The following is a 25,200-nucleotide window of genomic DNA, read 5'->3' as shown; positions in this document are numbered from 1 at the left end:
AACGCCGGATCCCGGGGCGCGGTCCGCGCCCCGGGATCCGGGTGTTCTGGCCGATCCGGCAGGCGCTAGTTCCTGCGCGCGTAGCCTTCCCACTTGCTGGCTTGGTGCTCGCCATCAACGAAGCGGATGGTCCCGGACTTGGACCGCATCACGATGGACTGGGTAAGAACCTTGTCCTTGGAGTAACGCACGCCCCTGAGCAGGTCACCGTCGGTGATGCCGGTCGCGGCGAAGTAGCAGTTGTCGCTGGAGACGAGGTCGTTGGTCGACAACACCCGGTCCAAGTCGTGTCCGGCGTCGATCGCCTTCTGCTTTTCGTCATCGCTGGTGGGCCACAGCCGGCCCTGGATCACGCCGCCGAGGGACTTGATCGCGCAGGCCGTGACGATTCCTTCCGGCGTTCCGCCGATGCCCATCAGCGCGTCAACCCCGGTGCCGGAGCGGGCCGCGGCGATGGCTCCGGCGACGTCGCCGTCCATGATGAACTTGGTCCGCGCGCCGGCTTCGCGGATTTCCTCCACAAGCGGGCGGTGCCGGTCCCGGTCGAGGATCATCACGTTGAGCTGGTTGACTTTGACGCCTTTGGCTTTGGCGATGAGGTGCAGGTTTTGTTTGACCGGCAGGCGCAGGTCAACCATGTCGGCCGCTTCCGGGCCGGTGACGAGCTTCTCCATGTAGAACACCGCGGAGGGATCGAACATCGAACCGCGCTCGGCCACGGCAAGGACGGCCAGGGCGTTATTGATGCCCAGGGCGGTCAGCCGGGTTCCGTCGATCGGGTCAACGGCGACGTCGCACTCGGGGCCGGTGCCGTCACCGACGTGCTCGCCGTTGAAGAGCATCGGGGCTTCGTCTTTTTCACCTTCGCCGATCACCACAACACCGTTGAAGTGGACGGTCTGGAGGAAGGAACGCATAGCGTCGACGGCGGCGCCGTCGGCCTTGTTCTTGTCCCCAAAACCCACCCAGTGGCCACCGGCGATGGCGGCTGCTTCGGTGACGCGGACCAGTTCCAAAGCAAGGTTGCGGTCCGGCTCGTCGATACCGACGGCGAGCGACGGGGAGAGCGTGGAGTACTTCTGGGTCATTGGCGCTGGTGTCACGTGAACCTCTTCTTCGAGTGGCGATCATTGAAGCCGCACGGACAGGATCGATCCGCGGCGGTGATTCGTATCATGGTGATCTCGTCTGCTACTGATCATAGTCGCGGTGGAAAGCTGCGTCGTGGAATGACCAATCCGTGAACGTTATGCCCCGCGGCCGGCCCCGCCCGGCCGAATGTGAGATCGGCCCGGAATGGGCGACTATAGAGGGGTGAGCGAATTGCAGGAAACACCCCCAGCAGCCCGGGCCGGCAACGCCGGCAGCGCCGGCCCGAATGTGCCCGGCGCGCCGGACCAACCGCCCGTTAAGCCAGTCCTGAGCGCCGGAGCGGCCAAGCGGGCGAACGCCTCGGTGCTCGGCATGATCATTGCGCTGGTCCTGAGCATTGCGGCATTCCTGCCGATCGTCCTGATGAACCCGTCGCCCAAGACCGACGGCTACCGGCCCAACATCGATGTCAGCGCCGTGGCGCGCAACGCGGCCGGTGTGGCAGGATTCACACCCGCGGCCCCGGAAACCGGCGACACATTCCGCGCAAATTACGCCCGCTGGGAATCGGGCGCGGGCAGCGGCGTCCCGACGTGGGAAGTGGGCTACCTCACCCCCAAGGAGTCCTTCATTGCCCTGGTGCAGGCCCGGCAGTCCAATCCCACGTGGCTGCTGCAGCAGGTGAAGAGCGCGCCCGTGACCGGCACCCGCAGCGCCGGCGGACGCGATTGGGAACTCCGTGACACGGGCAAGGGTGAGAAGAGCATGGTGCTTGCCGACGCCGGCGGCACCACGGTTATCCTGACCGGATCCGCGCAGCTGGACGAATTCACGCTGCTCGCTGCCGCCGTGGTGAAGTCACTCGAGGGCACTTCCGGTGCGGCCGGCGGCGCGTCACCAGGGAGCTCCGCGGACGCAACAGGTTCGCCGTCGCCCGCCCCTTCGCCGTAAGGTAGGGCCGTGGCCACCTATCTCACCCCTTCCCTTGCCTGGCGCCGCCTGCGCGAAGGCAACGATCGCTTTGTTGCCGGCGAATCGTCCCATCCCAACCAGGACGCGTCCCGCCGTTCCTCGCTGGTGGAGAACCAGCACCCATTTGCGGTGATCTTCGGCTGCTCGGATTCCCGGCTGGCCGCTGAGATTATCTTCGACCTCGGCCTTGGCGATGCATTCGTGGTCCGCACCGCGGGCCACGTGATCGACGACGCCGTCCTCGGCTCGCTCGAGTACAGCGTCAGCGTCCTCTCGGTGCCGCTGATCGTCGTCCTCGGGCATGACAGCTGCGGCGCGGTCACGGCCACCAAGAACGCCATGGAGACCGGGCAGATGCCCGTCGGCTTTATGCGCAGCCTGGTCGAACGCATCACGCCGTCGGTGCTGACCTCGCTGCGCAACAACCAGAACGACATCAACGACATGGTGGTTGAAAACGTCAAACAGACATCACAGCGGCTCGTGGACAGCTCACGGGTGATATCCGATGCTGTCGGGGGTGGCCGGGCCGCCGTGATCGGCCTCGCCTACAGCCTGTCCGACGGCAGGGCGGACCTCGTCTTCGAAATCGGCGAGCTCTAGTTTCCTGCCACTGCAGGCAGCATGCTCTTCACGGTTTTCGATGGGACGCCTCCGCCCAATAAGCTAGCCCCATGACTTCCACAGAAGAATTGAACACCGAAGAGTTCCGCATCGAACACGACACCATGGGCGAAGTCCGCGTCCCGGTGAACGCCTTGTATCGCGCCCAGACGCAACGAGCCGTGGAAAACTTCCCGATCTCGGGCAAGACCCTTGAGCGCGCCCACATCGAGGCCCTCGCCCGGGTCAAAAAGGCGGCAGCACAGGCCAACGCAGAACTGGGAGTGCTCGACGGCGAGCTCGCCCAGGCGATCGCTGATGCTGCTGACGAGGTGGCCGCCGGCAAGTACGACGGCGATTTTCCGATCGACGTGTTCCAGACCGGGTCGGGGACCTCGTCGAACATGAACACCAACGAGGTCCTTGCCGAACTGGCCACCCGTGCGCTTAAGGCCGCCGGCAGCGACAAGGTGGTCCACCCCAATGACCACGTCAATGCTTCGCAGTCTTCCAACGATGTTTTCCCCACCTCGGTCCATGTGGCCGCCACCTCTGCCCTGATCAACGACCTGATCCCGGCCCTCGGCTACCTTGCGGAATCCCTGGAGCGCAAGTCCGTTGAGTTCAAGGACGTTGTAAAATCCGGCCGCACGCACCTGATGGACGCCACCCCGGTGACGCTGGGCCAGGAGTTTGGCGGCTACGCCGCGCAGGTCCGCTACGGCGTCGAGCGGGTTAATGCCGCGCTGCCCCGGGTCGCTGAAGTTCCGCTCGGCGGCACCGCCGTCGGTACCGGCATCAACACCCCGGCAGGTTTCCCGGAGCGGGTTATCGAGCTGCTTGCCGCTGATACCGGCCTGCCGCTGACGGAGGCACGCGACCACTTTGAGGCGCAGGCCAACCGTGACGGCCTGATCGAGGCATCCAGCCAGCTCCGCAACATCGCGATCTCCTTTATGAAGATCAACAATGACCTGCGCTGGATGGGTTCCGGTCCCAACACCGGCCTCGGCGAAATCTCGATCCCGGACCTGCAGCCGGGTTCCTCGATCATGCCCGGCAAGGTCAACCCGGTGATCTGCGAGGCCTCCATCATGGTCTGCGCCCAGATCATCGGCAACGACACTGCCATCGCCTGGTCCGGCACCAACGGCGCCTTCGAGCTCAATGTCGGCATCCCCGTGATGGCCGCCAACCTGCTTGAGTCCGTGCGGCTGCTGGCCAACACCAGCCGCGTGATGGCCGACAAGATGATCGACGGCATCACCGCCAACGTCGAGCGGGCCCGTTTCCTGGCCGAGGCGTCACCGTCGATCGTCACGCCGCTGAACAAGTTCATCGGTTACGAGAACGCCGCCAAGATCGCAAAGAAGGCAGTGGCCGAAGGCCTGACCATCCGCGAGACAGTAGTGGCTATGGGCTTCCTGGAACGCGGCGAACTGACCGAGGGGCAGCTGGACACCGCGCTGGACGTAATGTCCATGACCCGGCCGCCGCACAAAGCCTAGGCACCGCGGGCGGCGGCGCCCGCTCAGCGAACTAAACGTCCTTCGTCGGCCGGCACCTTTTCGCAAGGGTGCCGGCCGACGTCGTTCCTCCGGTTGGCCACCCCGGCGGCGGTGTGCTGCCCAAGGCCGGAGTGCGGCATCAATTTTTGCACTTTAAGAAATTGAGTGCAAATATGTACTTTGTGATTGATAGTGCAAAACATGAGTGCGGACTCCGCGAACGCAAACGGGCCGCAACGAGGGCGGCAATTACCGCCGTCGCGCGCACCATGACGGCCGAGCTGGGACTCAACGGCTACACGGTGGAGGAAGCCTGCGAACGCGCTGGCATCTCCCGCCGGACGTTCTTCAACTACTTCCCGACCAAGGAAGATGCCATCATCGGACACGTCGACGACGACTTCCCTGCCGACGTGGTGCGGCGCTTCGTCGAAGGCGGTGCAGGTTCGCCGGCCGGCGAAATCTCCCCGACCCTGCTCTCTGACCTCGTGCGCCTGGCCCTTGTGTTGTCCGAACAGATGACCGCCAGCGAGGAAGAAACCCGCCAGCTGATCGCCGTCGTCCAAAAGGAACCACAGCTGATGCTGCGGATTATTGGCGCCTCGGAACAACGCGAAGGCCAAATCGCGCGGATGCTTGCGGTCCGGGAGCAGGTTCCCCCGGACCACCCGGTGGTCCGGATGGCGGTTCTTCTTTTCGGCAGCATCACCCGCAAAACGAGTGCCGCCTACTTCTCGGCGGACAACACCCGCCCGTACCGGGAGATGCTGCTCGACAACGTCGCGGCAGCCCGCACCTTTTTCTCGCAGTCCCTGGATATTGACCCCGCCCCCTCCACCGAAGGACCCCAATGAGTTCTGCCGTCACCACCCCGGCAGCGCCCACGCCGCTGCTCCTGACCCAGAAACGGATCTGGATCATATTTTCCGCGCTGATCGCGGGCATGCTGCTCTCAAGCCTGGACCAGACGATTGTCTCCACCGCCATGCCCACCATCGTTGGGAAACTCGGCGGCGTGGAGCACCAAGCCTGGATCACCACGGCCTATCTGCTGGCGACCACGATTGTTATGCCGATCTACGGCAAGTTCGGCGACATCCTGGGCCGGCGCAACCTTTTCCTGGTTGCCATCGCCCTTTTTACGCTGGCTTCGGTCGGCTGCGCTTTTGCCACTGACTTCTGGGGCTTCGTGATCTTCCGCGCCATCCAGGGCCTGGGCGGCGGCGGTTTGATGATCCTCTCCCAGGCGATCATCGCCGACATTGTTCCGGCCAAGGACCGCGGAAAGTACATGGGCCCGCTCGGCGCCATCTTCGGCCTGTCCGCAGTGGCCGGTCCGCTGCTGGGCGGCTATTTCGTGGACCACCTGACCTGGGAATGGGCCTTCTACATCAACATCCCGATCGGTATCGCGGCTTTTACCATCGCGTGGTTCACACTGACCCTGCCGAACAAGAAGGCCGAAAAGCGGATCGACATTCTGGGCGTACTCCTGCTGTCCGCGGCCACCACTTGCCTGATCTTCTTCACCGATTTCGGCGGCAAAAAAGATGAAGGCTGGGATTCCCCGCTGACCTGGGCCTTTGGTGCCGGCACCGTGCTGGCAGCCGTGGCATTTGTCCTCGTGGAGCGCAAGGCCGAGGACCCCATCATCCCGCTGAGCCTGTTCAAAAACCGGATCTTCGTGAACTCCACGGCGATCGGTTTTACCCTTGGCCTGGGCATGTTTGCCGCGATCGCGTTTGTCCCCACGTTCCTGCAGATGTCCTCCGGCACCTCCGCCGCGGAATCCGGGCTGCTGATGCTTCCGATGATGGTGGGGCTGATGGGCATGGCCATCTTCTCCGGCATCAGGATCTCCAAGACCGGCAAGTACAAGATGTTCCCGATCCTCGGCGCTGTCCTGACCATTGCCGCAATGCTGTGGCTGACCACGCTCACGGCGGCGACCCCCATCTGGATCATCTGCGTCCAGCTGTTCATCTTCGGTGCGGGCCTGGGCTCCATCATGCAGGTGATAGTGCTGGTGGTGCAGAACTCCGTGCCCGCTGAACAGATCGGCACGGCAACCAGCACCAACAATTACTTCCGCGAAGTGGGAGCCTCGCTGGGTGTGGCCGTCTTCGGTTCCATCTTCACAGCCCGGCTCTCGGAGTCACTGGCCCGGGCATTCACCGGGGCAGGCGCCTCGGCCGAAGAGGCCTCACAGTCCACCCGGACCCTCGATCCGCAGGCCCTGAGCCAGCTCCCGGCCCAGCTCAAGGACGCCATCGTCAACGCCTACGCCGATTCGCTGGCCCCGGTGTTTTGGTACCTGCTGCCGTTCCTCGCGATCGCCCTGGCGCTGGCGCTGACGCTGCGGCAGATCCCGCTCGCTGACACCGCCGGCATGGTAGCCCGGGGCGAAGCAGTGGGCGGCGAGGAAGCAGACCGTTTGGAGGCCGAACGCCGGGCCGGGACCAAAGCCGTTGCGGGTCAAACTGATGCGGCACCGGCAGCGGAACTGCACAGCCTGGACCGCTAGACGCCGGAGCTTAGCTTGCCGGGACGCCGTACCCCTTTGGGTTGCGGCGTCCCTGCGTGCGTGCCGGGCCGGCGGCTGTCAGCGCCGGAAGTGCGCGTCCCCGGCCGCTGGTGCGGCACGTTTGATGCTCTCCAGATGCCCGGGCGGCAACTCGGGAAAATCCTCCGGCCGGAACCAGTCCACGGCGAGGGACTCGTCGTCGTTGACACGCGCATCCCCGGAAATGTAGCGGCACCGGAACACCAGGGTCAGGAAGTGGCAGACGTCGCCGTTCGGATAGGTGGTGGGCCCGACGGAGTCCACCGAGACAAGCCGTTCAGCCGCGGCCACGACGCCGGTCTCCTCCAGGATTTCCCGCAGTATGCCCGCGGCAGCCTCTTCCCCGGGCTCCAGAATCCCGGTGATCAGTCCCCATTTGCCGTTGTCCGCCCGCTGGCCGAGGAGGACCCTGCCGTCGTCGTCGAACACAACGGCCCGGGCTCCGGGAATCCAGAGGCTCTCATGGCCGATCCTGCCGCGAAGCTTGAGAATGAAGTCGGGGGTAGCCATACCCCCAGCCTAGCCAGCGGACGCTGTAGTCCCCGCCTTAGCCGGCAGGCAGGAGCAGCATGGCCGCCGCGGTGCCGGCCAGCATAAACGGTCCGAAGGGAATGCTCGATTTGACCGTCCCGCGCCGCGAAACGATCAGCGCCAGGCTCCATAGTCCGCCGAGCAGGAACGCAGCGAAGGTCCCGGCAAAAACGTGCTGCCAGCCGAGGAACCCCAGATACATTCCGAGTACCCCGGCGAGCTTAACGTCGCCAAATCCCATCCCCGGCGGATACACGGCCCGGAGCAGGAAGTAGAAAACCCACAGCGCCGCTCCCCCGGCCACCACACGCAGTCCGGGCAGCCCGAAGAGTCCGGCACCGCCGTCCGGCACCGCCGCCAGCGCGGGGGCGCCCGCCGCCGCATGGGCGGCCACCGAACCCAGCAGCAGCGCAGCGGCGACCGCGTAGGCCGGAAACACGATCCGGTCCGGTAGCAGATGGTGCCTGACGTCGATGACGGCGAGCCGGACGGCTGTCACCGCCAGGAAGAGGCACGCCAGCAGCATCAGCCAGAAGGCCAGCGGCGCCACTTCCCCCAGCCCGCCGAGTCGTTGGATCATCCTCGGATGCTACGGGAAATTCCGCTGCCGTGGCCGGGCACGCGCGTAAACTGTGGATATGGCCGGATGGGAAAGTTCGTACGCGCGCGGGCCAAGCGGCCCCGGGGACCCCGGGGAGCAGGCTGCCGCGTTCCGTAACCTGTGCCGTTCCTCGCCATGGCGGTGGCAGTCCCTGCGCTTCGAGTACGTGGACCGTCCTCTCGCCGACGGTTCCGCCGCATCCCTTAACGGCAATCCCCAGGGCCTGGTGCGTGCGTGGCTGCGCCGCCCCGGAGCCCTGCGGCTGGAGTCCGCGGACGGGCTGGTCCTGCAAAGCACCACCGGGATCAATGATTCCCGTGACGTGTTCTACGTCAGCTCGACCAGGAAGACCTGGCTGCTGCCGCCCCACCTCGTTACCCCGGTCTACGATGACCGCGGCCTGGTCCGGCGCCGCCCCGAAGCCGCCTACGGCGAGCCAGGCTTCGGCAACGGCCGATTCGCCGCAGCCCTCGACCCGGTGGAACTGGCAGGCAACGCCCCGGTGCCGTTGGAGTTTCCCGCGGCCAACGCCGTGGAGCTTGGCACCATCAAGGACGTGATGCACGAGGGCCGCCCAGCACTGGAATGCACCGTAACCCCGAACCCCGGCTACCGTCCCGGCGACCCCGGGGCGCCGCTGTGCCGGCCAGGGCGCACCCTGGTAAGGATCGACGCCGGCACGGGCGTCTGTGTGGCGAGCCGCTGGCTGGAAGTTGGCGGGCCCGGCCACGAACCGGACGGGTATGGGCATTGGCTCCGGATCCTTGCCGTGGACGAGTACATGCTCGATGACCTGTTCCTCGCCGAGTCCATGAACCTGACGGATGTCCGCAGGCACATTAGTTGGGAAATCCCGGCCGGCTGACGGCGCGTATGACTGGCCGGGTGCGCGCGGCGCGGCTAGGCTTCCCGGATGACTGAACTCGCCCGCTTCTGGCCGCCCTTCGGCCTCACCCTGACCACACCCCGGCTGGTGTTGCGGCCGATCCGGGACGAGGAGATCCCCGCGGCTGCGCAGGCTGCCTTGACCGGCATCCACGAACCGGGCCGCAGCCCCTTCAGCAACCCGTGGGCGGAGGCTCCGGCCGAGGAGCTCGGCCGGAACATGGCCCAGTGGTACTGGCGGTGCCGCGGAAACATGTCCCCGCAGGAATGGACCCTGCTGCTGGGCATCTGGCTCGACGGCGAATTCATCGGCTGCCAGGACATCGAGGCCAAGGATTTCGCCACCCTTAAGACGGTGAGCACCGGTTCCTGGTTGAAGCAGGGCGCGCAGGGCAGGGGGCTTGGCAAGGAGATGCGGGCCGCGGTAGCCCTCTACGCCTTCGACTGGCTCGGCGCGGAGGTCGCGGAATCCGAAGCGGCCCTCTGGAACCAGCAGTCCCTCGGCGTCTCCCGTTCCCTCGGCTACGAACTCAACGGCGTTGCGCGCGCCGCCTGGGGAGGCCGGCGCCAGGAAACCCAGAAGGTCCGTCTCACCCCCGCCACGTTCAACCGCCCCGACTGGACGCTGCAGGTCCAAGGCCACGAACCCACGGCGAAGTACCTGGGGATCCAGAGCTAGCAGAAGCGTGGCAGCGGCGTCCCGCCGTCGCTTAGACACCTCCCGTCGCTCCGCTGCGGTCGCTGGGCGACCTTCGCTTCGCTTTGGTCGGCGATGCGCTCCTTAGCGGAACACCGCAGCCCAGCGACCGAAGCGGGCGGCAACCGTCGTGTCTAAGCGACGGCGAAGGTGCCGCGGCCCGGCGAACCCAGCCACGGCCCCCCGCACAGGCGAGCCAAAGACCGAGGACTTAGATCTCCGCCCCTTCGAGCAGTTCGGTCACCAACGCGGCGATCGGCGAGCGCTCCGAACGGGTGAGGGTGACGTGGCCGAAGAGCGGGTGTCCCTTGAGTGTCTCGACGACGGCGGCCACGCCGTCGTGCCGGCCGACCCGGAGGTTGTCGCGCTGGGCGACGTCGTGGGTGAGGACAATCTTGGAGTTCTGCCCGATCCGGCTCATCACTGTCAGCAGCACGTTCTTCTCGAGCGACTGGGCCTCATCCACGATCACAAACGCGTCATGCAGCGAACGCCCGCGGATGTGGGTCAACGGCATCACTTCGAGCATGCCGCGGTCCATCACTTCCTCCACGACTTCCTGGCTGACCAGTGCCCCGAGCGTGTCAAAGACGGCCTGCGCCCACGGGTTCATTTTCTCCGCTTCGGAACCGGGCAGGTAGCCAAGCTCCTGGCCGCCCACGGCGTAGAGCGGACGGAAGACAATCACCTTGCGGTGTTCCTGGCGCTCCAGGACCGCCTCAAGCCCCGCGCACAGGGCCAGCGCCGACTTCCCGGTGCCGGCCCGGCCGCCGAGGGACACAATACCGACCGCGGGGTCCATCAGCAGGTCGATCGCCAGCCGCTGTTCGGCTGACCGCCCGTGCAGCCCGAAGACGTCCCGGTCACCCCGCACCAGCCGGACCTGTTTGTCAGCCCCTACCCGGCCCAGGGCAGAGCCCCGCGGCGAGAGCAGCACCAGGCCGGTGTTGGTCGGCAGCTCCGCGGCTTCCGGGATGAAGACGGGCTCGTGGCCGTAGAGCGTCGAGACGTCCTGCTCGCTGGCATCAATTTCCGCGACGCCGGTCCAGCCGGAGTCCTTAACGAGTTCATTGCGGTACTCGTCGGCCTGCAGGCCCATGGCCGACGCTTTGACACGCATTGGGAGGTCTTTGGACACCACAGTGACGTCCCGGCCTTCGTTGGCAAGGTTCTTGGCGACGGCGAGGATCCGGCTGTCGTTGTCCCCGCCGCGGAAGCCGGCCGGGAGCACCTCGGATGAAATGTGGTTCAGCTCCACCATCAGCGTGCCGCCGTCGTGGCCGAGCGGGATGGGTCGGTCGAGTCCGCCGTGCTGGACCCGCAGGTCATCGAGGAGCCGGAGCGCCTTGCGGGCGAAATAGCCGAGCTCGGGATCGTGGCGCTTGCCTTCCAGTTCGGTGATGACGACTATCGGCAGAATCACTTCGTGTTCCGCGAAGCGCAGCAGGGCCCGCGGGTCAGAGAGCAGCACCGAGGTGTCGATCACGAAGCTCCGGGCCGGTTCCGGTTGTGCTGTTCCTTCCCCGGAAACAGCAAGACCGGCTCCAGCGGCGCTCTGCCCTGTACCGGTCTCTGCGGTGGCTCGCTTGGCGCGAGAGGTAGCTTTCTGTCCCTGGTCGCTCGCAACGTCGGGCAGTTGTTCAGAAATAGCCACATCGACTCCAGCCCCGGGGCGTATGCCCGGAATTGTTAGTGGTGAGGCGGCTCGGCCTTGAGGCCGGACACGGCCTCCCATACACCCGGTGCGAACTTCCGCTCCATGTACTGGCCTCCCCGATCAGCCGGCGGCTTGCCTGCTGATGGGATTAACGTACGTCCCGCGGGCGGCGTTTGGTTGTCCATTCCCCGGCGATTCCTGTTGCCATCGGGTGAACACGGGATGACGCGTCAGGAGCCGTAGCGCCGTTGCCTGCCGGCGTAGTCGCGCAGGGCCCGCAGGAAGTCCACTTTCCGGAAGGCCGGCCACAGGGCTTCGCAGAAATAGAACTCGCTGTAAGCACTTTGCCACATCAGGAACCCTGATAGCCGCTGCTCCCCGGAGGTCCGGATCACGAGGTCCGGATCGGGCTGGCCGCGGGTATAGAGGAAACGTGAGATGTCATCAACACTGAGTTCCTCGGAGAGTTTCCCGATGTCCGCACCGCGTCCGACGGCGTCGTGCAGCAGTTCCCGGACGGCATCGACGATTTCACGGCGTCCGCCGTAGCCGACGGCAACATTGACGTGCAGCTTCTCGCGCGCCGGGGTACGGGCCGTGAGCCGGTTGAGCCGGGCGGCGAGGTAATCGGGGAGCAATTCCGGTGCACCCATGGCGTGGACCGAAATCTCGGCGTCCCCGTCCAGCCTGTCCAGCGTGTTGGCAATGATCCCCATCAGCAGGTCCAGTTCTTCGCCGGAACGGCTCATGTTGTCAGTGGACAGCATGTACAGGGTGACCACCTTGACGCCCAGTTCCTGGCACCAGCCGAGGAACTCGTGGATCTTGTCGGCACCGGCCTGGTGTCCCTGGCTGGTTGGAGCGTTGAACTGCCGCGCCCAGCGGCGGTTGCCGTCCACCATGACGCCGATGTGCCGGGGGATGCGTTCCGGGTCCAGGGAGCGCTGTAACTTGCGCTCATAGAAGCCATAGAGGAACCCGGGCATTTCCATCCGGAGTTTCACCTGGCTTCCTTGAAGTACGACGTCAGTGCACAACCTAGGCTACCTGCCGCGGTGCCGGCCGTGGCGCATGAACGTGACGATTCTGCACCGGGCATCTTGTTACTCGAAGGTAACTTACTGCGCCGTAGTTTATTATTGCGGCATGGAAAGCAACAGTCCCGAGCCCCGGCCGGATGAGCCTGCGGAGCGCGGGACCGGCCCGATGGACGACGCTGCCGTGCGACTGGCCGAACTCCTGATGATCAAACCCAAGTGGCGCGGCTGGATCCACACCGTGACGGCTCCGCTGGCACTGGCAGCGGGCCTGGTCCTGGTGCTGCTGGCACCGACGCCGGACCTGAGGATTGCGTCCGCGGTCTACGCCTTCACCGGTGTCCTGTTGTTCGGCATCAGCGCCATCTACCACCGCGGGAACTGGTCAGCGGGCGTAAAGATCGTGTTGAAGCGGCTGGACCATACCAACATCATGCTGGTCATCGCCGGCAGCTACACGCCGCTCGCCTGGGCGCTCCTGGACCGGCCCAAAGCCGAAGTGCTGCTGTGGGTGATCTGGACCGGGGCCATCCTGGGCGTGCTGTTCCGCTTGCTGTGGACGGACGCGCCGCGGTGGCTGTACGTGCCGATCTACATTGCACTGGGCTGCGGCGCGCTGTTCTACCTGCCGGACTTTTTTACCGCCAATGTCGCCGCTGCCGTGCTGATTTGTGCCGGCGGTGCCCTCTACATCACCGGCGCCGTCTTCTACGCGATGAAAAAGCCGAACTTCAGCTATGAACACTTCGGTTTCCACGAGCTCTTCCACGCACTCACGGTTTTTGCTTTCGCTGCGCACTACATCGCCATTGCCATAGCCGTGCTGAGCTAGAGTCCGCATCCACGCCCCGCGGCACCGGGGAGGTGCGCAAGCTGTCTTCGACGACGGCGCCACCCTACGGTGCCGGACCGCGGCTGGGGAGTCGTCAGTGGTTTCCGGGTTCTGCCTTGCCGGTGGTCTCCGGGCTGTCCGCGGGCCGGCCGGATTCACGGGCTGCGGGGGTCTTCGCAGCTCCGTCGTTGGCGGCTGCTCCGGCGGCGGCCATGCGTTCCTCCTCCACCTGGGCGCGGTACCGGACCCGGCGGATCCGCCGGACCATGTCCACAATCAGGAGCGCTGTCAGCACCACGATAAAGGCCGTCAGGAGGAACCCGAGCAGGCCGGGCGTGACCTGATCCTGGGAGAGGCCCTCACGCAGTGACGGCGACGGGGCGGGAGCCGGGGAGGTTGCCAGGGCGATAAGCAAGGGATGCACGGTGAGGACCTTCTGTGGGGCTGGTTGGCGGTCCGGCGGGGCGGGACGCGGAGCTGCGTTGGAACGGCTTCCACGACGTCTTCTACACGTCATAGAAAAGCCCTTTAGCTCTATCTTAGCCCGGCGAAGAAGTCCTTTTCCGGCAGTTCCGAGCTAACCCGGGATTGGATCAGCGAGTAGTCCTCCCAGGGCCAGACCCGGCGCTGCATTGCCGGTGTGACGGCGAAGAAGAAGCCTTCCGGGTCAACCTGGGTGCGGTGGGCACGGAGCGCGTCGTCGCGGGCTTCGAAGAAATCCCCGCACTCGATCTGGGTGGTCGTCGGATGGGTGGGCGCCGGCGGGGTGTGGCCTTCCGCGTCGGCTTCGAGCCAGGCAGCGATGCGCTCGGCGTAGGGCGACTGGAGACCGGTTTCCTCCAGCGCCACATGCAGGGCATGGAAACGTTCGGGGCTGAACGCACGGTCGTAGTAGAGCTTGCTCGGCGCCCAGGCTGCGCCGGCCTCCGGGTAGCGGGCCGGGTCACCTGCGGCTTCGAAGGCCTCGACGGCAACACGGTGGGCCATAATGTGGTCCGGGTGCGGGTAGCCACCGTTCTCGTCGTAGCTCAGGATGACTTGGGGCTTGAAGCTGCGGACCAGCCGGACGAGGGGCGCTGCCGCCTGTTCCAGCGGCAGCGTCGCGAAAGAGCCAACCGGCAACGGCGGGAGCGGATCACCTTCGGGCAACCCGGAGTCGACGAAACCGAGCCAGCGCTGGCGGACTCCCAGTACCGCGGCGGCACGCGCCATCTCCAGGTTGCGGGCTCCGGCCATATCGCGTTTGGGGTGCGGCATGGCCGCCATGGCCGGATTCTGGATGTCACCGCGCGAGCCGTCCGTGCAGGTGGCCACCAGGACGTCAACGCCGGCTGCGGCGTACATGGCCATCGTGGCGGCACCCTTGCTGGATTCGTCGTCGGGATGCGCATGGACGGCCAACAGCCGGAGCGGCGCTGACGAGGTGGTGGACGCTGTCATCGTGGACGGCTCCTCTTTCATCTTCAGGGACAGGAATATTGGCGGGCACAACAAGCCGGATCGGCGCCACGGTGAACAGCGCGCCCGATCCACACTAAACTGAAGCAGTGACTTCCAAGGATCAGCCTGCCGCGCCCGCGCCGGTATCTCCCAGCCTAGCCAATCGTTACGGTGGTCAAAAGCCGGCGCTGAGCCGCAAGGCAAAACGCGCCATCCTCGTGCTGGCCCTCGCGGTCGGGCTGGCCTTTTTGGCATGGGTCGCGGCGTCCAACGCGACAGCGAGCGTCACCTCCAAGGACATCGGCTACAGCACCCCGGACGCCACGGTCGCGGAGGTCGATTTTCAGGTCACCAAGGAACCGGGCACGGCAGCGAAATGCGCTGTCAAAACGCTGGATGCCAAGTTCGCCGTCGTCGGCTGGAAGGTCGTGGACATTGCCCCCAATGCCGCCGACGCGGGAACCGACGGCGGGCGCACCACCTCCCACCGCGCCACTGTGCGCACCGAGTCCCAGGCCGTCTCCGGCCTCGTGGACACTTGCTGGATCCCTGACGCAAGCAAATAGCGCAACGTACGGACTCGGTTCGGGAACACGGTGTGATCCAGGCCGCAGCAATCTTTGGTTTATCCAAGGGATTGACTACAATGGATCAATACCTTTGCCCCGCTGAGCTGGTTACTGCGTCCTAAAAGTGGCCACCGTGGCGGGGTCTTTGCTTGTTTGACCATAAAGGAGAAGTCCGTGTCTACCACCAACAGCGCAACTGCAGCTTGGCTTACCCAGGAAGCTTTTGACCGCCTGAAGGCAGAGCTGGACCACCTCTCCGGCCCCGGCCGGGCGGAAATCGTCCAGAAGATTGAGGCCGCCCGCCAGGAAGGCGACCTCAAGGAAAACGGCGGCTACCACGCGGCCAAGGAGGAGCAGGGCAAGATCGAAGCCCGCATCCGCCAGCTGACCGCGTTGCTCCGGGACGCCCATGTGGGCGAATCCCCTGCCGATGACGGAATCGTCGAGCCCGGCATGATTGTTGTTGCCAAAATCGCCGGCGATGAGGAGTCGTTCCTGCTCGGCTCACGGGAGATCGCGGGTGACTCGGATCTTGACGTCTTCAGTGAGAAGTCCCCCCTGGGCGCTGCCATCGTCGGCCACAAGGAGGGCGACAAGCTCAGCTACACCGCCCCGAACGGCAAGGACATCACGGTGGAGATCATCTCCGCCAAGCCGTACGCCGGCTGACCTGCCATGAACTGCCAGCAGCAAACGACGCCGGCCCTCCCCCACGGGAGGGCCGGCGTCGTTCGTTGCCAGGTTGCCGCTAGTTCGCGCGGGTAGCGGCCCGGGGCGAACGCAAAAGCAGGGCTGCGAGTACTCCGCCGATTGCGCCGCCCAGGTGCGCCTGCCAGGAGATGAACGCCGTCACAGTGGGCAGTACACCGAACAGGATGCCGCCGTAGCTCAGGAAGAGCACCACCGAGAGCAGGATCTGCCACCAGTTGCGGTTGAAAAAGCCGCGCACCAGCAAAAACGCGAGGAGCCCGAAAACCAGGCCCGACGCCCCAACCGTGACGCGCAAGCCGCCGATCAGCCACACCGCCGCGCCCGAGGCCAGCCAGCTCAGCGCCAGTGTGGTAAAAAACACCCGCAGCCCTGAGAGCAACACCAGGAAACCGAAGATGATCAACGGAAGTGTGTTGGAGAACAGGTGCGCCAGGTTCGCGTGCAGCAGCGGGAACGTCAGGATGTCCAGGATCCCGTCGGGGCTGCGCGGCCGCAGGCCGAACACGCCATTGAGCGAATGCTGCAGCAGGGTGTTGATGATCTCGATGACGTAGAGCACCAGCACAAAGGAACCCACGACCAGCAATCCCGTGCGGGCACGCCCGGCTGTGGTGTCGCCGGCACGCGGCCTGCCGCTGGTGGAGTTAAGCACAGTGGTCCCCTAATGCACAACGATCGGTTGGAAGCCTTCGGCCCGCAGCGCCGCGAGGACTTTCTCGCCGTGCTCGTGGCCCTTTGTTTCCAGGTTCACCGTGATGGACACATCGCCCATACTGATCGAACCGCCCACCCGGGTGTGGTCCAGACCCGTCACGTTGGCGTCGTTCTCGGCGATGATCCGGGCGATCGTCGCCAGTGAGCCGGGACGGTCGTCAAGCATCATCCGGACGGTCATGTACCGGCCGGCGGCGGAGAGCCCGCGCTGGATGACCTTGAGCATCAGCATCGGATCGATGTTCCCGCCGGAGAGCACCACGGCCACGGTGCCGGGATTTTCGATCTTTCCTTCCATCAGGGCAGCAACCCCGACGGCCCCGGCCGGCTCCACCACCATTTTGGCCCGTTCGAGCAGGAAGATCAGCGCCCGGGCGAGGGCGTCCTCGCTGACGGTGACGACGTCGTCGACAAGTTCCCTGATGATGCTGAAGGGCAGCTGGCCCGGCCGGCCGACGGCGATGCCGTCGGCCATCGTGGACACGCGTTTGAGCGGGACTAGGGCGTCCGCGGCGAGCGACGGCGGGTAGGCGGCGGCGTTCTCGGCCTGGACGCCGATGATCCTGATCTCCCGGCCGAGTTCCTTGGCCCTGGCCTTTACGGCCACGGCCACCCCGGCGAGCAGCCCGCCGCCGCCGACGCCCATCAGGATGGTGTCGACCTGGGGCAGCTGTTCCAGGATTTCCAGCCCCACGGTGCCCTGCCCGGCGACGATGTCGACGTCGTCAAAGGGGTGGACGAAAACTGCGCCGGTCTCGTCCGCATAGCGTTTGGCTTCGGCGAGGGCCTCGTCAACATTATGGCCGTGCAGGACCACTTCGGCCCCGTGGCTGCGGGTCGCGGCGAGCTTGGGCAACGCGACGCCGAGCGGCATGTAGATGCGGGCATTGATGCCCAGGCTCTTGGCGGCAACGGCCACGCCCTGGGCGTGGTTGCCGGCCGAGGCCGCCACCACGCCGCGCTTCTTCTCCGCCGGGGAGAGTTTGGCCATCCGGACGTAGGCACCACGGACTTTAAAGGAACCGGCCCGCTGCAGGTTCTCACACTTGAGGAACACCTCGCCGCCGACCATCCCGCCCAGGGCGCGGGAGGATTCAACGGGCGTCCGCGTAATGATCCCGTCGAGCAGCTTCTGCGCCTCCAGGACATCGTCCAGCGTGACGGGCAGGCTCTCCAGGGTGTTCACGAACTAGTCTCCTTCTGTTGGCTCAGTACCGGCATCGTCGCCGCGACCGGCGGCTGCGCCCGGCAGCCGGGCGTCCCTCACGGTGGTATCGGCGCCGGCTGCAGGAACAGGGAAGCCCTGCTGGCCCGCGGTGGCCGACGCACTTTTATGTTCCCACGTTCTGCCCGCAATGTAGCGAATCGACGAGTTTGCTACGGCGAGGATGGGAACGGAGAACAGGGCTCCGGGAATCCCGGCGAGATAGGAGCCTGCGGCGACGGCGAGGATCACGGCCACCGGGTGCAGCGATACAGCCTTGCCCATAACCAGCGGCTGCAGGATGTGGCTCTCCAGTTGCTGGACCAGCAGGACGATGCCCAGCATAATCAAGGCGTTGACCCAGCCGTTGGCGACGAGGGCCAGCAGGACGGCAACGGCGCCGGTCACGAGGGCGCCGATAATCGGGATAAAGGAGCCCAGGAACACCAGCACGCCCAGCGGCAACGCCAGCGGCACACCGATAACTGCCGCACCCACACCGATCCCCACCGCGTCCACAAAGGCCACGAACATCTGGATCCGCGCGTAGCTCACCATCGAGGACCAGCCCACCCGCCCGGCACCGTCCGTCGCGGGGCGGGCCTGCCTGGGCAGCAGCCGGACAAGGAAGGCCCAGATGCGGTCCCCTTCCAGCAGGAAGAAGATGAGGATAAAAAGCGCCAGGACCATTCCGGCAGCGAAATGCCCGGCGGTGCTGCCGAAGGACAGAGCGCCGTTGAGGATGCTGCTGCTGTTGTTCTGCAAGGCGGCGGTGCCGTCCTGCAGGTACTGGTCGATCTGGGCCGCCGTCAGGTGCAGCGGGCCGTCCGCGAGCCAGACCTGGACTTTTTGGACTCCGGTCAGGGCCTGACTCCACAGTTCGGCGAAACCGGACGTGAGCTGCCGGCCGACGAGTGCCAGGGAACCGCCGATCACACCGATAAAGCCCAGGACGGTGAAGGCGACGGCGAGGCCGTTCGGGACGTGGCTTCTCCGGAGCAGGTCCTTGACCGGGGCCAGCAGCCCGGCGAGGAGGGCCGCAACCATCACCGGAATCACCAGAAAACTGATCCTGCCCAGCAGCCACACGAGGGCACCGGCCACAACAATGATGAGCAAGAGCCGCCAGGACCAGGACGCCGCGATCCGCACGCCGTACGGGATGTCCTCGTCGATTTCCCGGTCCGTGACGGACCGCAGCGGTGCGGCCGGGCCGTGTGTGGTCGGCCGGTTCGGCAAGGCGGCATCGTCAGCTGGCGTCATAGCCCAATGATTCACCAGCGCCGCCCGGATGGGAAACCCGGAGCCCGCTCAGCGCTTGAGGTCCGCGCTGATGCCCCACGTCATCGTGAACGGTTCCCCCGGGTCCAGCCAGCGGAGACCGTCGCCGCTGTTAAAGGCATTGGCCGGCCCGGTCATGGGTTCAAGGGCCACCGCTTTGGTCCGGCCGGGAAATTCGGTAGTGACAAAAACATGGACGTAGCCGCAGTTGGCCTCCTGCCAGAGGGTCACACTTTGGCCGTCCGGCGCGCTGAGCGTGTGGCGGGCGATGCCGCCGTCGAACTCCAGATCCGTGTAGGCAGCATCGATATCCAGTGCCGCGACGGGCCGTCCGGCACGCAGGTCAAAGTCCCCGCTGGCCGGTTCGGTGCTGCGCGGAATGAGCCGGCCGTCCGTCACGAGCCTGGTGCGGGCGCGGACCGTGAGCGTGAGCTCCTCGCTGGGCAGCTCCCCCAACCGGAGATAGGGGTGCGCGCCCAGGACAAAGGGGGCCGGTTCCTGCGAGTCGTTGACGAGGCTCTGCCGCACCACCAGGCCCAGGTCCCCGGCGAGTTCGTAGCGGACCCGGTGGCGGAGCAGGAATGGATAGCCGTGCTGGGGAAAGATCACTGCTTCGAGGGTGACCGAGAACTCCGATTCCTCCACCAGCATGTAAGCGGTGTTGCGCAGCAGCCCGTGGCTGGCGTTGTTGCGCGAGACCTCGGTGATGTCGAGCTGTTGTTTTTTGCCGTTGAGGTACCACAGCCCGTCTTCCACCCGGTTGGCCCAGGGCGCCAGGGTGATGCCGGTGGCACCGGGCGGAATCTCGGCCTCGCCGTAGCTCTCGGTCAACTGGGTGCCGCCGCGGCTGTAGACCCGAAGGCCGGCTGCCAGTTCGGTCACCACGGCCAGGGCGTCACCGCGCCGCAGCTCGTATTGCCTGCCGGAGGCATAACGCCGCGCCCTGCCGCCGCCTGCCGCGGATTCGTTGTGGGGAAGGAAGCTCGTCTGATCCATGCGCACCACCGTACAGACCGGCCCGGCAATCCGTATAGCGTGGACCCATGAGCCGCATCACGTTAGCCGCACAGCCATGACCCGGCCGCCGGGCACTGGCGAACTGGCGGCCCGGTTCCACAGCGCGTTCGGGGTGGCCCCCGACGGCGTCTGGCAGGCCCCGGGCCGGGTCAACCTGATCGGCGAGCACACCGATTACAACGAGGGGTTCGTGCTGCCGTTTGCGATCGACAAGGCAGCCCGGGTGGCCGTCCGGATCCGGCCCGATTCGACCCTCCGGCTGCTGTCCACGTTCGGCAACCAGGGAATGACGACGGCGGACGCCGGCGCCCTGGACCGCGGCACGGCCCGAGGCTGGACGAAGTATCCACTCGGTGTGCTCTGGGCACTGCAGCAGCGCGGGCTCCCGGTCCCGGGCCTGGACATCCTCCTGGCCTCGGACGTACCCCGGGGGGCCGGGCTGTCCTCGTCCCATGCCATTGAATGCGCCGTCATTACGGCGCTGAATGAACTTACTGCTGCCGGGCTGGGTGTGGACGAGATGGTGCTGGCCACCCGGCAAGCGGAGAACGACTTTGTCGGCGCGCCGACCGGCATCATGGACCAGACCGCCTCCTTGCGCGGCGCGGCCGGGCAGGCCGTGTTCCTGGACTGCCGGGACCGGAGCTTCCGGCTCGTGCCCTTCGATGCCGAAAGCGCCGGGCTGGTCACGCTTGTGATCGACACCAAGGTGTCGCATTCCCACTCCGCCGGCGGCTATGCCGCCCGGCGGGCCGCCTGCGAACTCGGCTCGGAGGTCCTCGGGGTACAGGCCCTTCGCGACGTCGAACTCGAGGACCTGGCGGAAGCTGCTGGACTTCTGGACGACAAGACGTTCCGTCGGGTGCGGCACGTTGTGACGGAAAACAACCGTGTGCTGCAGATCCTCGAGCTGCTCGGCAGCGCCGGGCCGGCCGCGATCGGGCCGGTGCTGGATGCGTCCCACGCCTCGATGCGCGACGACTTCGAGATCTCCTGCTCCGAGCTGGATCTCGCGGTGCACGCCGCCCGTTCGGCCGGCGCCCTCGGCGCCAGGATGACCGGTGGCGGCTTCGGCGGCTCAGCGATTGCGCTCACCCCGGTGGCGGCCCAACGGCAGGTCCGTGCCGCCGTCGAACAGGCCTTCGGCGCTGCCGGTTTTGCACCGCCGGACATCTTTACCGTGCGTCCCGCCGCAGGAGCCCTGCGCCTGGCCTGACCGGAGCGTAGGCTGGGCGCATGCCAGAAGCAGTCATTGTTTCCACTGCCAGAAGCCCCATCGGACGCGCTTTTAAAGGCTCGCTGAAAGATGAGCGGCCCGACGACATCGCTTCCGCCATGGTCGCCGCGGCACTGGCCCGGATTCCATCGTTCGACGCCGCTGATGCCACCGGCCAGGGCCTGGACGATCTCTATCTTGGCTGTGCTGAGCCCAGCGGCGAAGCGGGTTCCAATATGGCCAGGGTGGTCACCATCCTGGCCGGGCTGGACAACGTCCCGGCCGCCACAGTCAACCGGTTCTGCGCCTCCAGCCTGCAAACGCTCCGCATGGCCTTCCACGCCATCAAGGCCGGCGAAGGCCGGGCATTTGTGGCGGCGGGAGTCGAAGCGGTCTCACGGTACCGGGACTGGGCCGGCGCCGGCGAGACGGACGCAAGCACACATAACCCGCTCTTCGATGCGGCCCGCCAACGCACGGCTGCGCGGGCCGCATCGAATACACCGTGGACGGATCCGCGGCTGGGCGGGCGGATGCCGGACATCTACATCGCCATGGGCCAGACCGCCGAGAACGTCGCCACGACGTACGGCATCAGCCGGGCCGACCAGGACGACTGGGCCGTGCTGAGCCAAAACCGCACCGAGGCAGCCATCGCCGCCGGATTCTATGCCCGCGAAATCACCCCCTACACGCGCAGGGACGGCACCGTGATCGACCGGGACGACTCCCCCCGGGCTGCGGTGACCCTTGGCTCGGTCAGCGCACTGCAGCCGGTGTTCCGCGCTGGTGGCACCGTTACTGCCGGGAACGCCTGCCCGCTGAACGACGGGGCCGCCGCCCTCGTGGTCATGAGCGACCGTCGGGCCGCCGAACTCGGGCTGACGCCGCTGGCCCGGATTCTCTCCACCGGCGTCAGCGCCCTGTCCCCCGAGCTGATGGGACTGGGCCCGGTAGAGGCCAGCAGGCGGGCTCTGCAGCTCGCCGGGCTGGGCATCGGGGATATCGACCTCGTGGAACTCAACGAGGCCTTCGCCGTCCAGGTCCTCGCCAGCGCCAAGGAGCTTGGCATCGACCACAGCAAACTCAACGTCAACGGCGGCGCCATCGCGTTGGGGCATCCGTTTGGTATGACCGGCGCCCGAATGATCACCACCCTGTTGAACGGGCTCAGGGAGCGGGATGCCCAGCTGGGTCTGGCCACGCTCTGTGTTGGCGGCGGCCAGGGCATGGCCGTGGTGCTGGAGCGGCTCAGCTGATGCCCTCGGGCCCGGCGCACAAAAAGCGGCCCCGGCGCACAAAAGCGGGCCCCGCCAAGTGAACTGGCTGGGCCCGCTTTCTGAGCTCACGGCGGCCGGTGTGGCCTGACTCTGTTAGTCGTTGCCGCGCAGGATCGCCAGCAGCCGGATGATCTCCACGTACAGCCATACCAGCGTCACAGTGAGGCCGAAGGCGGCGGTCCAGGAGAAGCGCTGCGGGGCGCCGCTGCGGACGCCGGCTTCAATGCTGGTGAAGTCCATGATCAGCGAGAACGCGGCCAGACCGATCGCCAGCACGCCGATAAAAACACCGAGGGGAATGCCGAAGATCTCCACGCTGGTCCGGAGCCCAAACGGCTCCTGGACCGCGCCGGTCCACATCATCACCATGTTGATGAGCGCGAAGACGGCGTAGCCAATCAAGGCAATCATAAAAAAGCGCATGGCCTTCGGTGTGGCCCGAACCTTGCCGCTCCTGAAGAGCACCAGGGTCACAGCGAACACGGAGAGAGTGCCGATCACGGCTTGCAGTCCGACACCCGGGAACATCCCGTCGAGGATCCGCGTCAGGCCACCGAGGAACAACCCCTCGAGTCCCGCGTAGGCGAGGATCAGCGCCGGTGAGGGCTGCTTCTTGAAGGTGTTGACAAGGGCGAGGACAAAACCGCCCAGCGCACCGGCGATCATCAGCGTATAGGCCAAGCCCTCCGCCACCACGAGCGTGACTGCGGCGCCGGCGATCACGGCGCCAAGGCAGACAGCGGTCTTTATGATGACATCGTCATAGCTCATCCGGCCCGTGTCCGCGGGGCCGGCGGCGGGCCGGTTGTACATGTCCTGGAGCTGGTCCTGCGTCATCGCCTGGGGGGACGCGTTCCAGCCGGACCGGCCGTGGGCGCCCTGCCCGAACGCCTGCGGGGCAGGCGGTGCCTGGGTTGCTCCACGGAAGTTCTTTCCGTTGAAGACTGGGTTTCCGCCAAGTGCCATTGAAGCTGTCCTCCATATAAAGGGGTGTGGTGATCCGGTGGTGAACTGTTCGTGTCAGCTAAGTACACGCTACCAATTCCAACCGCTGACGGGCAGCGTTAGTTCCCGCCAGCGCTTGGCTGCAACCCGACTGTGACCTCCCTGCCGCCGGGCCGCGGGCCGCGGGCACCGTCGACCGACGACTGTTTAGGCATACTCCAGATCAACAAAAGTTTACTTTAGGCCGGGTAAACCACCCCGTCGCCGATGCTTCACGGTTGTTACCTGATCGCGACGTTCTGCCTGCTCCGGAGGGCATTCATTGCCCCGGACGGGCTGTAACATGGGCCAAATAGGGTGACGGATATCACAAGCTGGACATCTCGACCGCATCGCACCAGGTTTTACCTTCCGTCACCTTGACTGTTCGCATCGGTTGCAATGGCGCAACCCACACCACCCCATGTGGAGGTTTTCATTTTGAGAAGCACACCGAGAGGCCTGTCGCAAAGACGGCGCGGCAGATTGCTGAAAGCTGTGGGGGCCGTTTTTGCCGCCGTCGCCGCACTGCTGCTGATCGTCGCGCCGGCATCGCAGGCCACGAGCCCCGCACCGGCACCATCACCGTCGGCAACCACGTCTCAACCGACCGGGACGTTTACCAACAACATCAGCGGATTCCTGCGCGGCGACGACCGCACCCCGCTTGTCGGCGTAGAAATCAGTGCCACCGGCGACGGCTTCACCGGGTCGACGAAATCCGCGGAAAACGGTTCGTGGTCCATTGGTGTCCCGAAGCAGGGAACCTATGAGGTCAAACTCAACGAATCCACCCTCCCGGACGGCCGCAAGCTCGCAGCCGGCCAGGAGAACCCCCGCCAGGTCACCTTTAGCCAGACGTCGAACCTTTCGGTGATCTTCGCCTTCGGTGAAGGCATCGTCGTCCAACAGCAGGACTTTGGCAAGAACCTGGTCAACCGCCTGGTGGCGGGCCTGAGTTTCGGACTTCTGCTGGCCCTCGCATCGGTGGGTCTGTCGCTGATTTTCGGCACTACCGGGCTGACCAACTTCGCACACGGCGAAATGGTCACCCTCGGCGCCGTCCTGGTGTTCGCTTTCAACGCCATGAACCTCCCGTTCTGGCTGGCCGTTGTGCTCGCGCTGCTCGGCGGCGGCCTCTTTGGCTACTTCCAGGACGCTGGCCTGTGGAAGCCGCTGCGCCGCCGGGGCACCGGCCTGGTGCCCATGATGATCGTCAGCATCGGCCTCGCCCTGGCCGTGCGCTACGTCATCCAGTTCTTCTTCGGCGGCGCCACCCAGCAGCTGCCGTACGCACAGAGCACGGAGATCCAGATCGGGTTGATCTCCATTTCCCCCAACAACCTGTGGTCCCTTGTGATCAGCGCCGTGGTGATCGCGCTGCTCGGGATCATCCTGCTCAAGACCCGGCTCGGCAAAGCCACCCGCGCGGTCGCCGACAACCCGGCGCTGGCGGCGGCTTCGGGCATCGACGTCGACTCTGTGATCCGGATTGTCTGGGTCACCGGCGGCATGCTGGCCTCTCTCGGCGGCATCCTGTGGGCCTACTACCGGCCCGGCGTCACCTTCGATATGGGATCGCAGATCCTGCTGCTCATCTTCGCCGGCGTCACCCTGGGTGGCCTTGGCACGGTATGGGGCGCCCTGATCGGATCCATCATCGTCGGTATCTTTGTGGAGCTGACCACCGTGTTCGGCCTCGCCGCCGACCTCAAATACGTGGGAGCACTGTTCATTATGATTATTGTCCTTCTGTTCCGGCCCCAAGGCATCTTGGGCCGGCGCGAGCGCGTGGGTTAGGAGACA

The 25,200-nt window shown here is 65.9% G+C and carries 25 protein-coding genes; 13 read left to right on the top strand and 12 right to left on the bottom strand.

Features of this window, described 5'->3' with window-relative positions:
• Positions 1 to 65: 65 nt before the first annotated feature.
• Positions 66 to 1,088, bottom strand: coding sequence for a class II fructose-bisphosphatase (gene glpX, locus ABIB49_RS13295; RefSeq protein WP_226773623.1), 1,023 nt, complete (start codon positions 1,086 to 1,088; stop codon positions 66 to 68).
• A gap of 226 nt (positions 1,089 to 1,314) precedes the next feature.
• Between glpX and ABIB49_RS13290 the strand changes: the two genes are divergently transcribed.
• From ABIB49_RS13290 to ABIB49_RS13270, 5 genes are all read left to right on the top strand, one after another.
• A complete protein-coding gene (locus ABIB49_RS13290) occupies positions 1,315 to 2,043 on the top strand; it encodes a DUF4245 domain-containing protein (RefSeq protein WP_226773613.1) in 729 nt (242 codons plus the stop codon).
• 9 nt (positions 2,044 to 2,052) lie between these two features.
• On the top strand, positions 2,053 to 2,667 hold the full coding sequence (locus ABIB49_RS13285; protein WP_226773614.1) for a carbonic anhydrase: 615 nt from the start codon (positions 2,053 to 2,055) through the stop codon (positions 2,665 to 2,667).
• A 71-nt stretch (positions 2,668 to 2,738) separates the two neighbouring features.
• Positions 2,739 to 4,175 carry a class II fumarate hydratase gene (locus ABIB49_RS13280; protein ID WP_226773615.1) on the top strand — a complete coding sequence of 479 codons (1,437 nt, stop codon included), beginning with the start codon at positions 2,739 to 2,741 and terminating at the stop codon, positions 4,173 to 4,175.
• 182 nt (positions 4,176 to 4,357) lie between these two features.
• Complete coding sequence (locus tag ABIB49_RS13275; RefSeq protein ID WP_502913806.1) at positions 4,358 to 5,029, top strand: TetR/AcrR family transcriptional regulator; 672 nt, start codon at positions 4,358 to 4,360, stop codon at positions 5,027 to 5,029.
• Complete coding sequence (locus tag ABIB49_RS13270) at positions 5,026 to 6,699, top strand: MDR family MFS transporter (protein WP_354157152.1); 1,674 nt, start codon at positions 5,026 to 5,028, stop codon at positions 6,697 to 6,699. The genes ABIB49_RS13275 and ABIB49_RS13270 overlap by 4 nt, the downstream gene beginning before the upstream one ends.
• 78 nt (positions 6,700 to 6,777) lie before the next feature.
• Here the strand turns inward: ABIB49_RS13270 and ABIB49_RS13265 are convergent, their stop codons facing one another.
• Both ABIB49_RS13265 and ABIB49_RS13260 read right to left on the bottom strand, forming a co-directional pair.
• Positions 6,778 to 7,248, bottom strand: coding sequence for an NUDIX hydrolase (locus tag ABIB49_RS13265; RefSeq protein ID WP_283479805.1), 471 nt, complete (start codon positions 7,246 to 7,248; stop codon positions 6,778 to 6,780).
• Between the two features lie 37 nt (positions 7,249 to 7,285).
• Positions 7,286 to 7,849: a prepilin peptidase gene (locus ABIB49_RS13260; RefSeq protein WP_283479803.1), complete on the bottom strand. Its 564-nt coding sequence runs from the start codon at positions 7,847 to 7,849 to the stop codon at positions 7,286 to 7,288.
• A 58-nt stretch (positions 7,850 to 7,907) separates the two neighbouring features.
• On the opposite strand from ABIB49_RS13260, the gene ABIB49_RS13255 reads away from it, so the two are divergent.
• Together ABIB49_RS13255 and ABIB49_RS13250 are read left to right on the top strand one after the other, a co-directional pair.
• The gene (locus tag ABIB49_RS13255; protein ID WP_226773519.1) at positions 7,908 to 8,735 is read left to right on the top strand and encodes a hypothetical protein; all 828 of its coding nucleotides are present in this window, start codon (positions 7,908 to 7,910) and stop codon (positions 8,733 to 8,735) included.
• A gap of 48 nt (positions 8,736 to 8,783) precedes the next feature.
• Positions 8,784 to 9,434 carry a GNAT family N-acetyltransferase gene (locus tag ABIB49_RS13250; RefSeq protein ID WP_226773520.1) on the top strand — a complete coding sequence of 217 codons (651 nt, stop codon included), beginning with the start codon at positions 8,784 to 8,786 and terminating at the stop codon, positions 9,432 to 9,434.
• A 229-nt stretch (positions 9,435 to 9,663) separates the two neighbouring features.
• Here the strand turns inward: ABIB49_RS13250 and phoH2 are convergent, their stop codons facing one another.
• Complete coding sequence (phoH2, locus tag ABIB49_RS13245; protein ID WP_226773521.1) at positions 9,664 to 11,106, bottom strand: RNA 5'-3' helicase PhoH2; 1,443 nt, start codon at positions 11,104 to 11,106, stop codon at positions 9,664 to 9,666.
• A gap of 233 nt (positions 11,107 to 11,339) precedes the next feature.
• Positions 11,340 to 12,101, bottom strand: a complete 762-nt coding sequence (locus tag ABIB49_RS13240; protein ID WP_226773529.1) for an isoprenyl transferase — start codon at positions 12,099 to 12,101, stop codon at positions 11,340 to 11,342.
• Positions 12,102 to 12,315: 214 nt separating this feature from the next.
• Here ABIB49_RS13240 and trhA point away from each other — a divergent pair, with 214 nt between their 5' ends.
• The gene (gene trhA / locus ABIB49_RS13235; RefSeq protein ID WP_354157159.1) at positions 12,316 to 12,978 is read left to right on the top strand and encodes a PAQR family membrane homeostasis protein TrhA; all 663 of its coding nucleotides are present in this window, start codon (positions 12,316 to 12,318) and stop codon (positions 12,976 to 12,978) included.
• Positions 12,979 to 13,072: 94 nt separating this feature from the next.
• Here the strand turns inward: trhA and ABIB49_RS13230 are convergent, their stop codons facing one another.
• Together ABIB49_RS13230 and mca are read right to left on the bottom strand one after the other, a co-directional pair.
• Positions 13,073 to 13,402, bottom strand: a complete 330-nt coding sequence (locus tag ABIB49_RS13230; protein ID WP_282359152.1) for a hypothetical protein — start codon at positions 13,400 to 13,402, stop codon at positions 13,073 to 13,075.
• A gap of 110 nt (positions 13,403 to 13,512) precedes the next feature.
• Positions 13,513 to 14,418 carry a mycothiol conjugate amidase Mca gene (gene mca, locus ABIB49_RS13225; RefSeq protein WP_226773523.1) on the bottom strand — a complete coding sequence of 302 codons (906 nt, stop codon included), beginning with the start codon at positions 14,416 to 14,418 and terminating at the stop codon, positions 13,513 to 13,515.
• A gap of 107 nt (positions 14,419 to 14,525) precedes the next feature.
• Here mca and ABIB49_RS13220 point away from each other — a divergent pair, with 107 nt between their 5' ends.
• Both ABIB49_RS13220 and greA read left to right on the top strand, forming a co-directional pair.
• Positions 14,526 to 14,984 (top strand): DUF4307 domain-containing protein, encoded by a 459-nt coding sequence (locus tag ABIB49_RS13220; protein ID WP_226773524.1) that lies wholly within the window; start codon positions 14,526 to 14,528, stop codon positions 14,982 to 14,984.
• Between the two features lie 177 nt (positions 14,985 to 15,161).
• Complete coding sequence (gene greA, locus ABIB49_RS13215; RefSeq protein WP_226773525.1) at positions 15,162 to 15,656, top strand: transcription elongation factor GreA; 495 nt, start codon at positions 15,162 to 15,164, stop codon at positions 15,654 to 15,656.
• 79 nt (positions 15,657 to 15,735) lie between these two features.
• Here the strand turns inward: greA and ABIB49_RS13210 are convergent, their stop codons facing one another.
• From ABIB49_RS13210 to ABIB49_RS13195, 4 genes are read right to left on the bottom strand one after another with little or no spacing between them, the layout of a single operon-like run.
• Positions 15,736 to 16,350 (bottom strand): rhomboid family intramembrane serine protease, encoded by a 615-nt coding sequence (locus ABIB49_RS13210; protein ID WP_282359147.1) that lies wholly within the window; start codon positions 16,348 to 16,350, stop codon positions 15,736 to 15,738.
• Positions 16,351 to 16,359: 9 nt separating this feature from the next.
• Positions 16,360 to 17,598 (bottom strand): threonine ammonia-lyase, encoded by a 1,239-nt coding sequence (ilvA, locus tag ABIB49_RS13205; protein WP_226773527.1) that lies wholly within the window; start codon positions 17,596 to 17,598, stop codon positions 16,360 to 16,362.
• 3 nt (positions 17,599 to 17,601) lie between these two features.
• On the bottom strand, positions 17,602 to 18,879 hold the full coding sequence (locus tag ABIB49_RS13200; protein ID WP_282359145.1) for an AI-2E family transporter: 1,278 nt from the start codon (positions 18,877 to 18,879) through the stop codon (positions 17,602 to 17,604).
• 48 nt (positions 18,880 to 18,927) lie between these two features.
• The gene (locus ABIB49_RS13195; RefSeq protein WP_354157151.1) at positions 18,928 to 19,893 is read right to left on the bottom strand and encodes an aldose 1-epimerase family protein; all 966 of its coding nucleotides are present in this window, start codon (positions 19,891 to 19,893) and stop codon (positions 18,928 to 18,930) included.
• Between the two features lie 76 nt (positions 19,894 to 19,969).
• On the opposite strand from ABIB49_RS13195, the gene galK reads away from it, so the two are divergent.
• Both galK and ABIB49_RS13185 read left to right on the top strand, forming a co-directional pair.
• Positions 19,970 to 21,130: a galactokinase gene (gene galK, locus ABIB49_RS13190; protein ID WP_354157158.1), complete on the top strand. Its 1,161-nt coding sequence runs from the start codon at positions 19,970 to 19,972 to the stop codon at positions 21,128 to 21,130.
• Positions 21,131 to 21,150: 20 nt separating this feature from the next.
• Positions 21,151 to 22,389: an acetyl-CoA C-acetyltransferase gene (locus tag ABIB49_RS13185; RefSeq protein ID WP_354157150.1), complete on the top strand. Its 1,239-nt coding sequence runs from the start codon at positions 21,151 to 21,153 to the stop codon at positions 22,387 to 22,389.
• A gap of 114 nt (positions 22,390 to 22,503) precedes the next feature.
• Here the strand turns inward: ABIB49_RS13185 and ABIB49_RS13180 are convergent, their stop codons facing one another.
• Positions 22,504 to 23,376 carry a Bax inhibitor-1/YccA family protein gene (locus ABIB49_RS13180; RefSeq protein ID WP_282359139.1) on the bottom strand — a complete coding sequence of 291 codons (873 nt, stop codon included), beginning with the start codon at positions 23,374 to 23,376 and terminating at the stop codon, positions 22,504 to 22,506.
• Positions 23,377 to 23,892: 516 nt separating this feature from the next.
• Here ABIB49_RS13180 and ABIB49_RS13175 point away from each other — a divergent pair.
• Positions 23,893 to 25,194 (top strand): branched-chain amino acid ABC transporter permease, encoded by a 1,302-nt coding sequence (locus ABIB49_RS13175; protein ID WP_226775037.1) that lies wholly within the window; start codon positions 23,893 to 23,895, stop codon positions 25,192 to 25,194.
• Positions 25,195 to 25,200 lie beyond the last annotated feature (6 nt).

The organism is Arthrobacter sp. UYCu512, assembly GCF_040547075.1.
In the GTDB taxonomy this organism is placed as follows: domain Bacteria; phylum Actinomycetota; class Actinomycetes; order Actinomycetales; family Micrococcaceae; genus Arthrobacter.
This window is presented reverse-complemented; position numbering and strand designations above follow the sequence as displayed.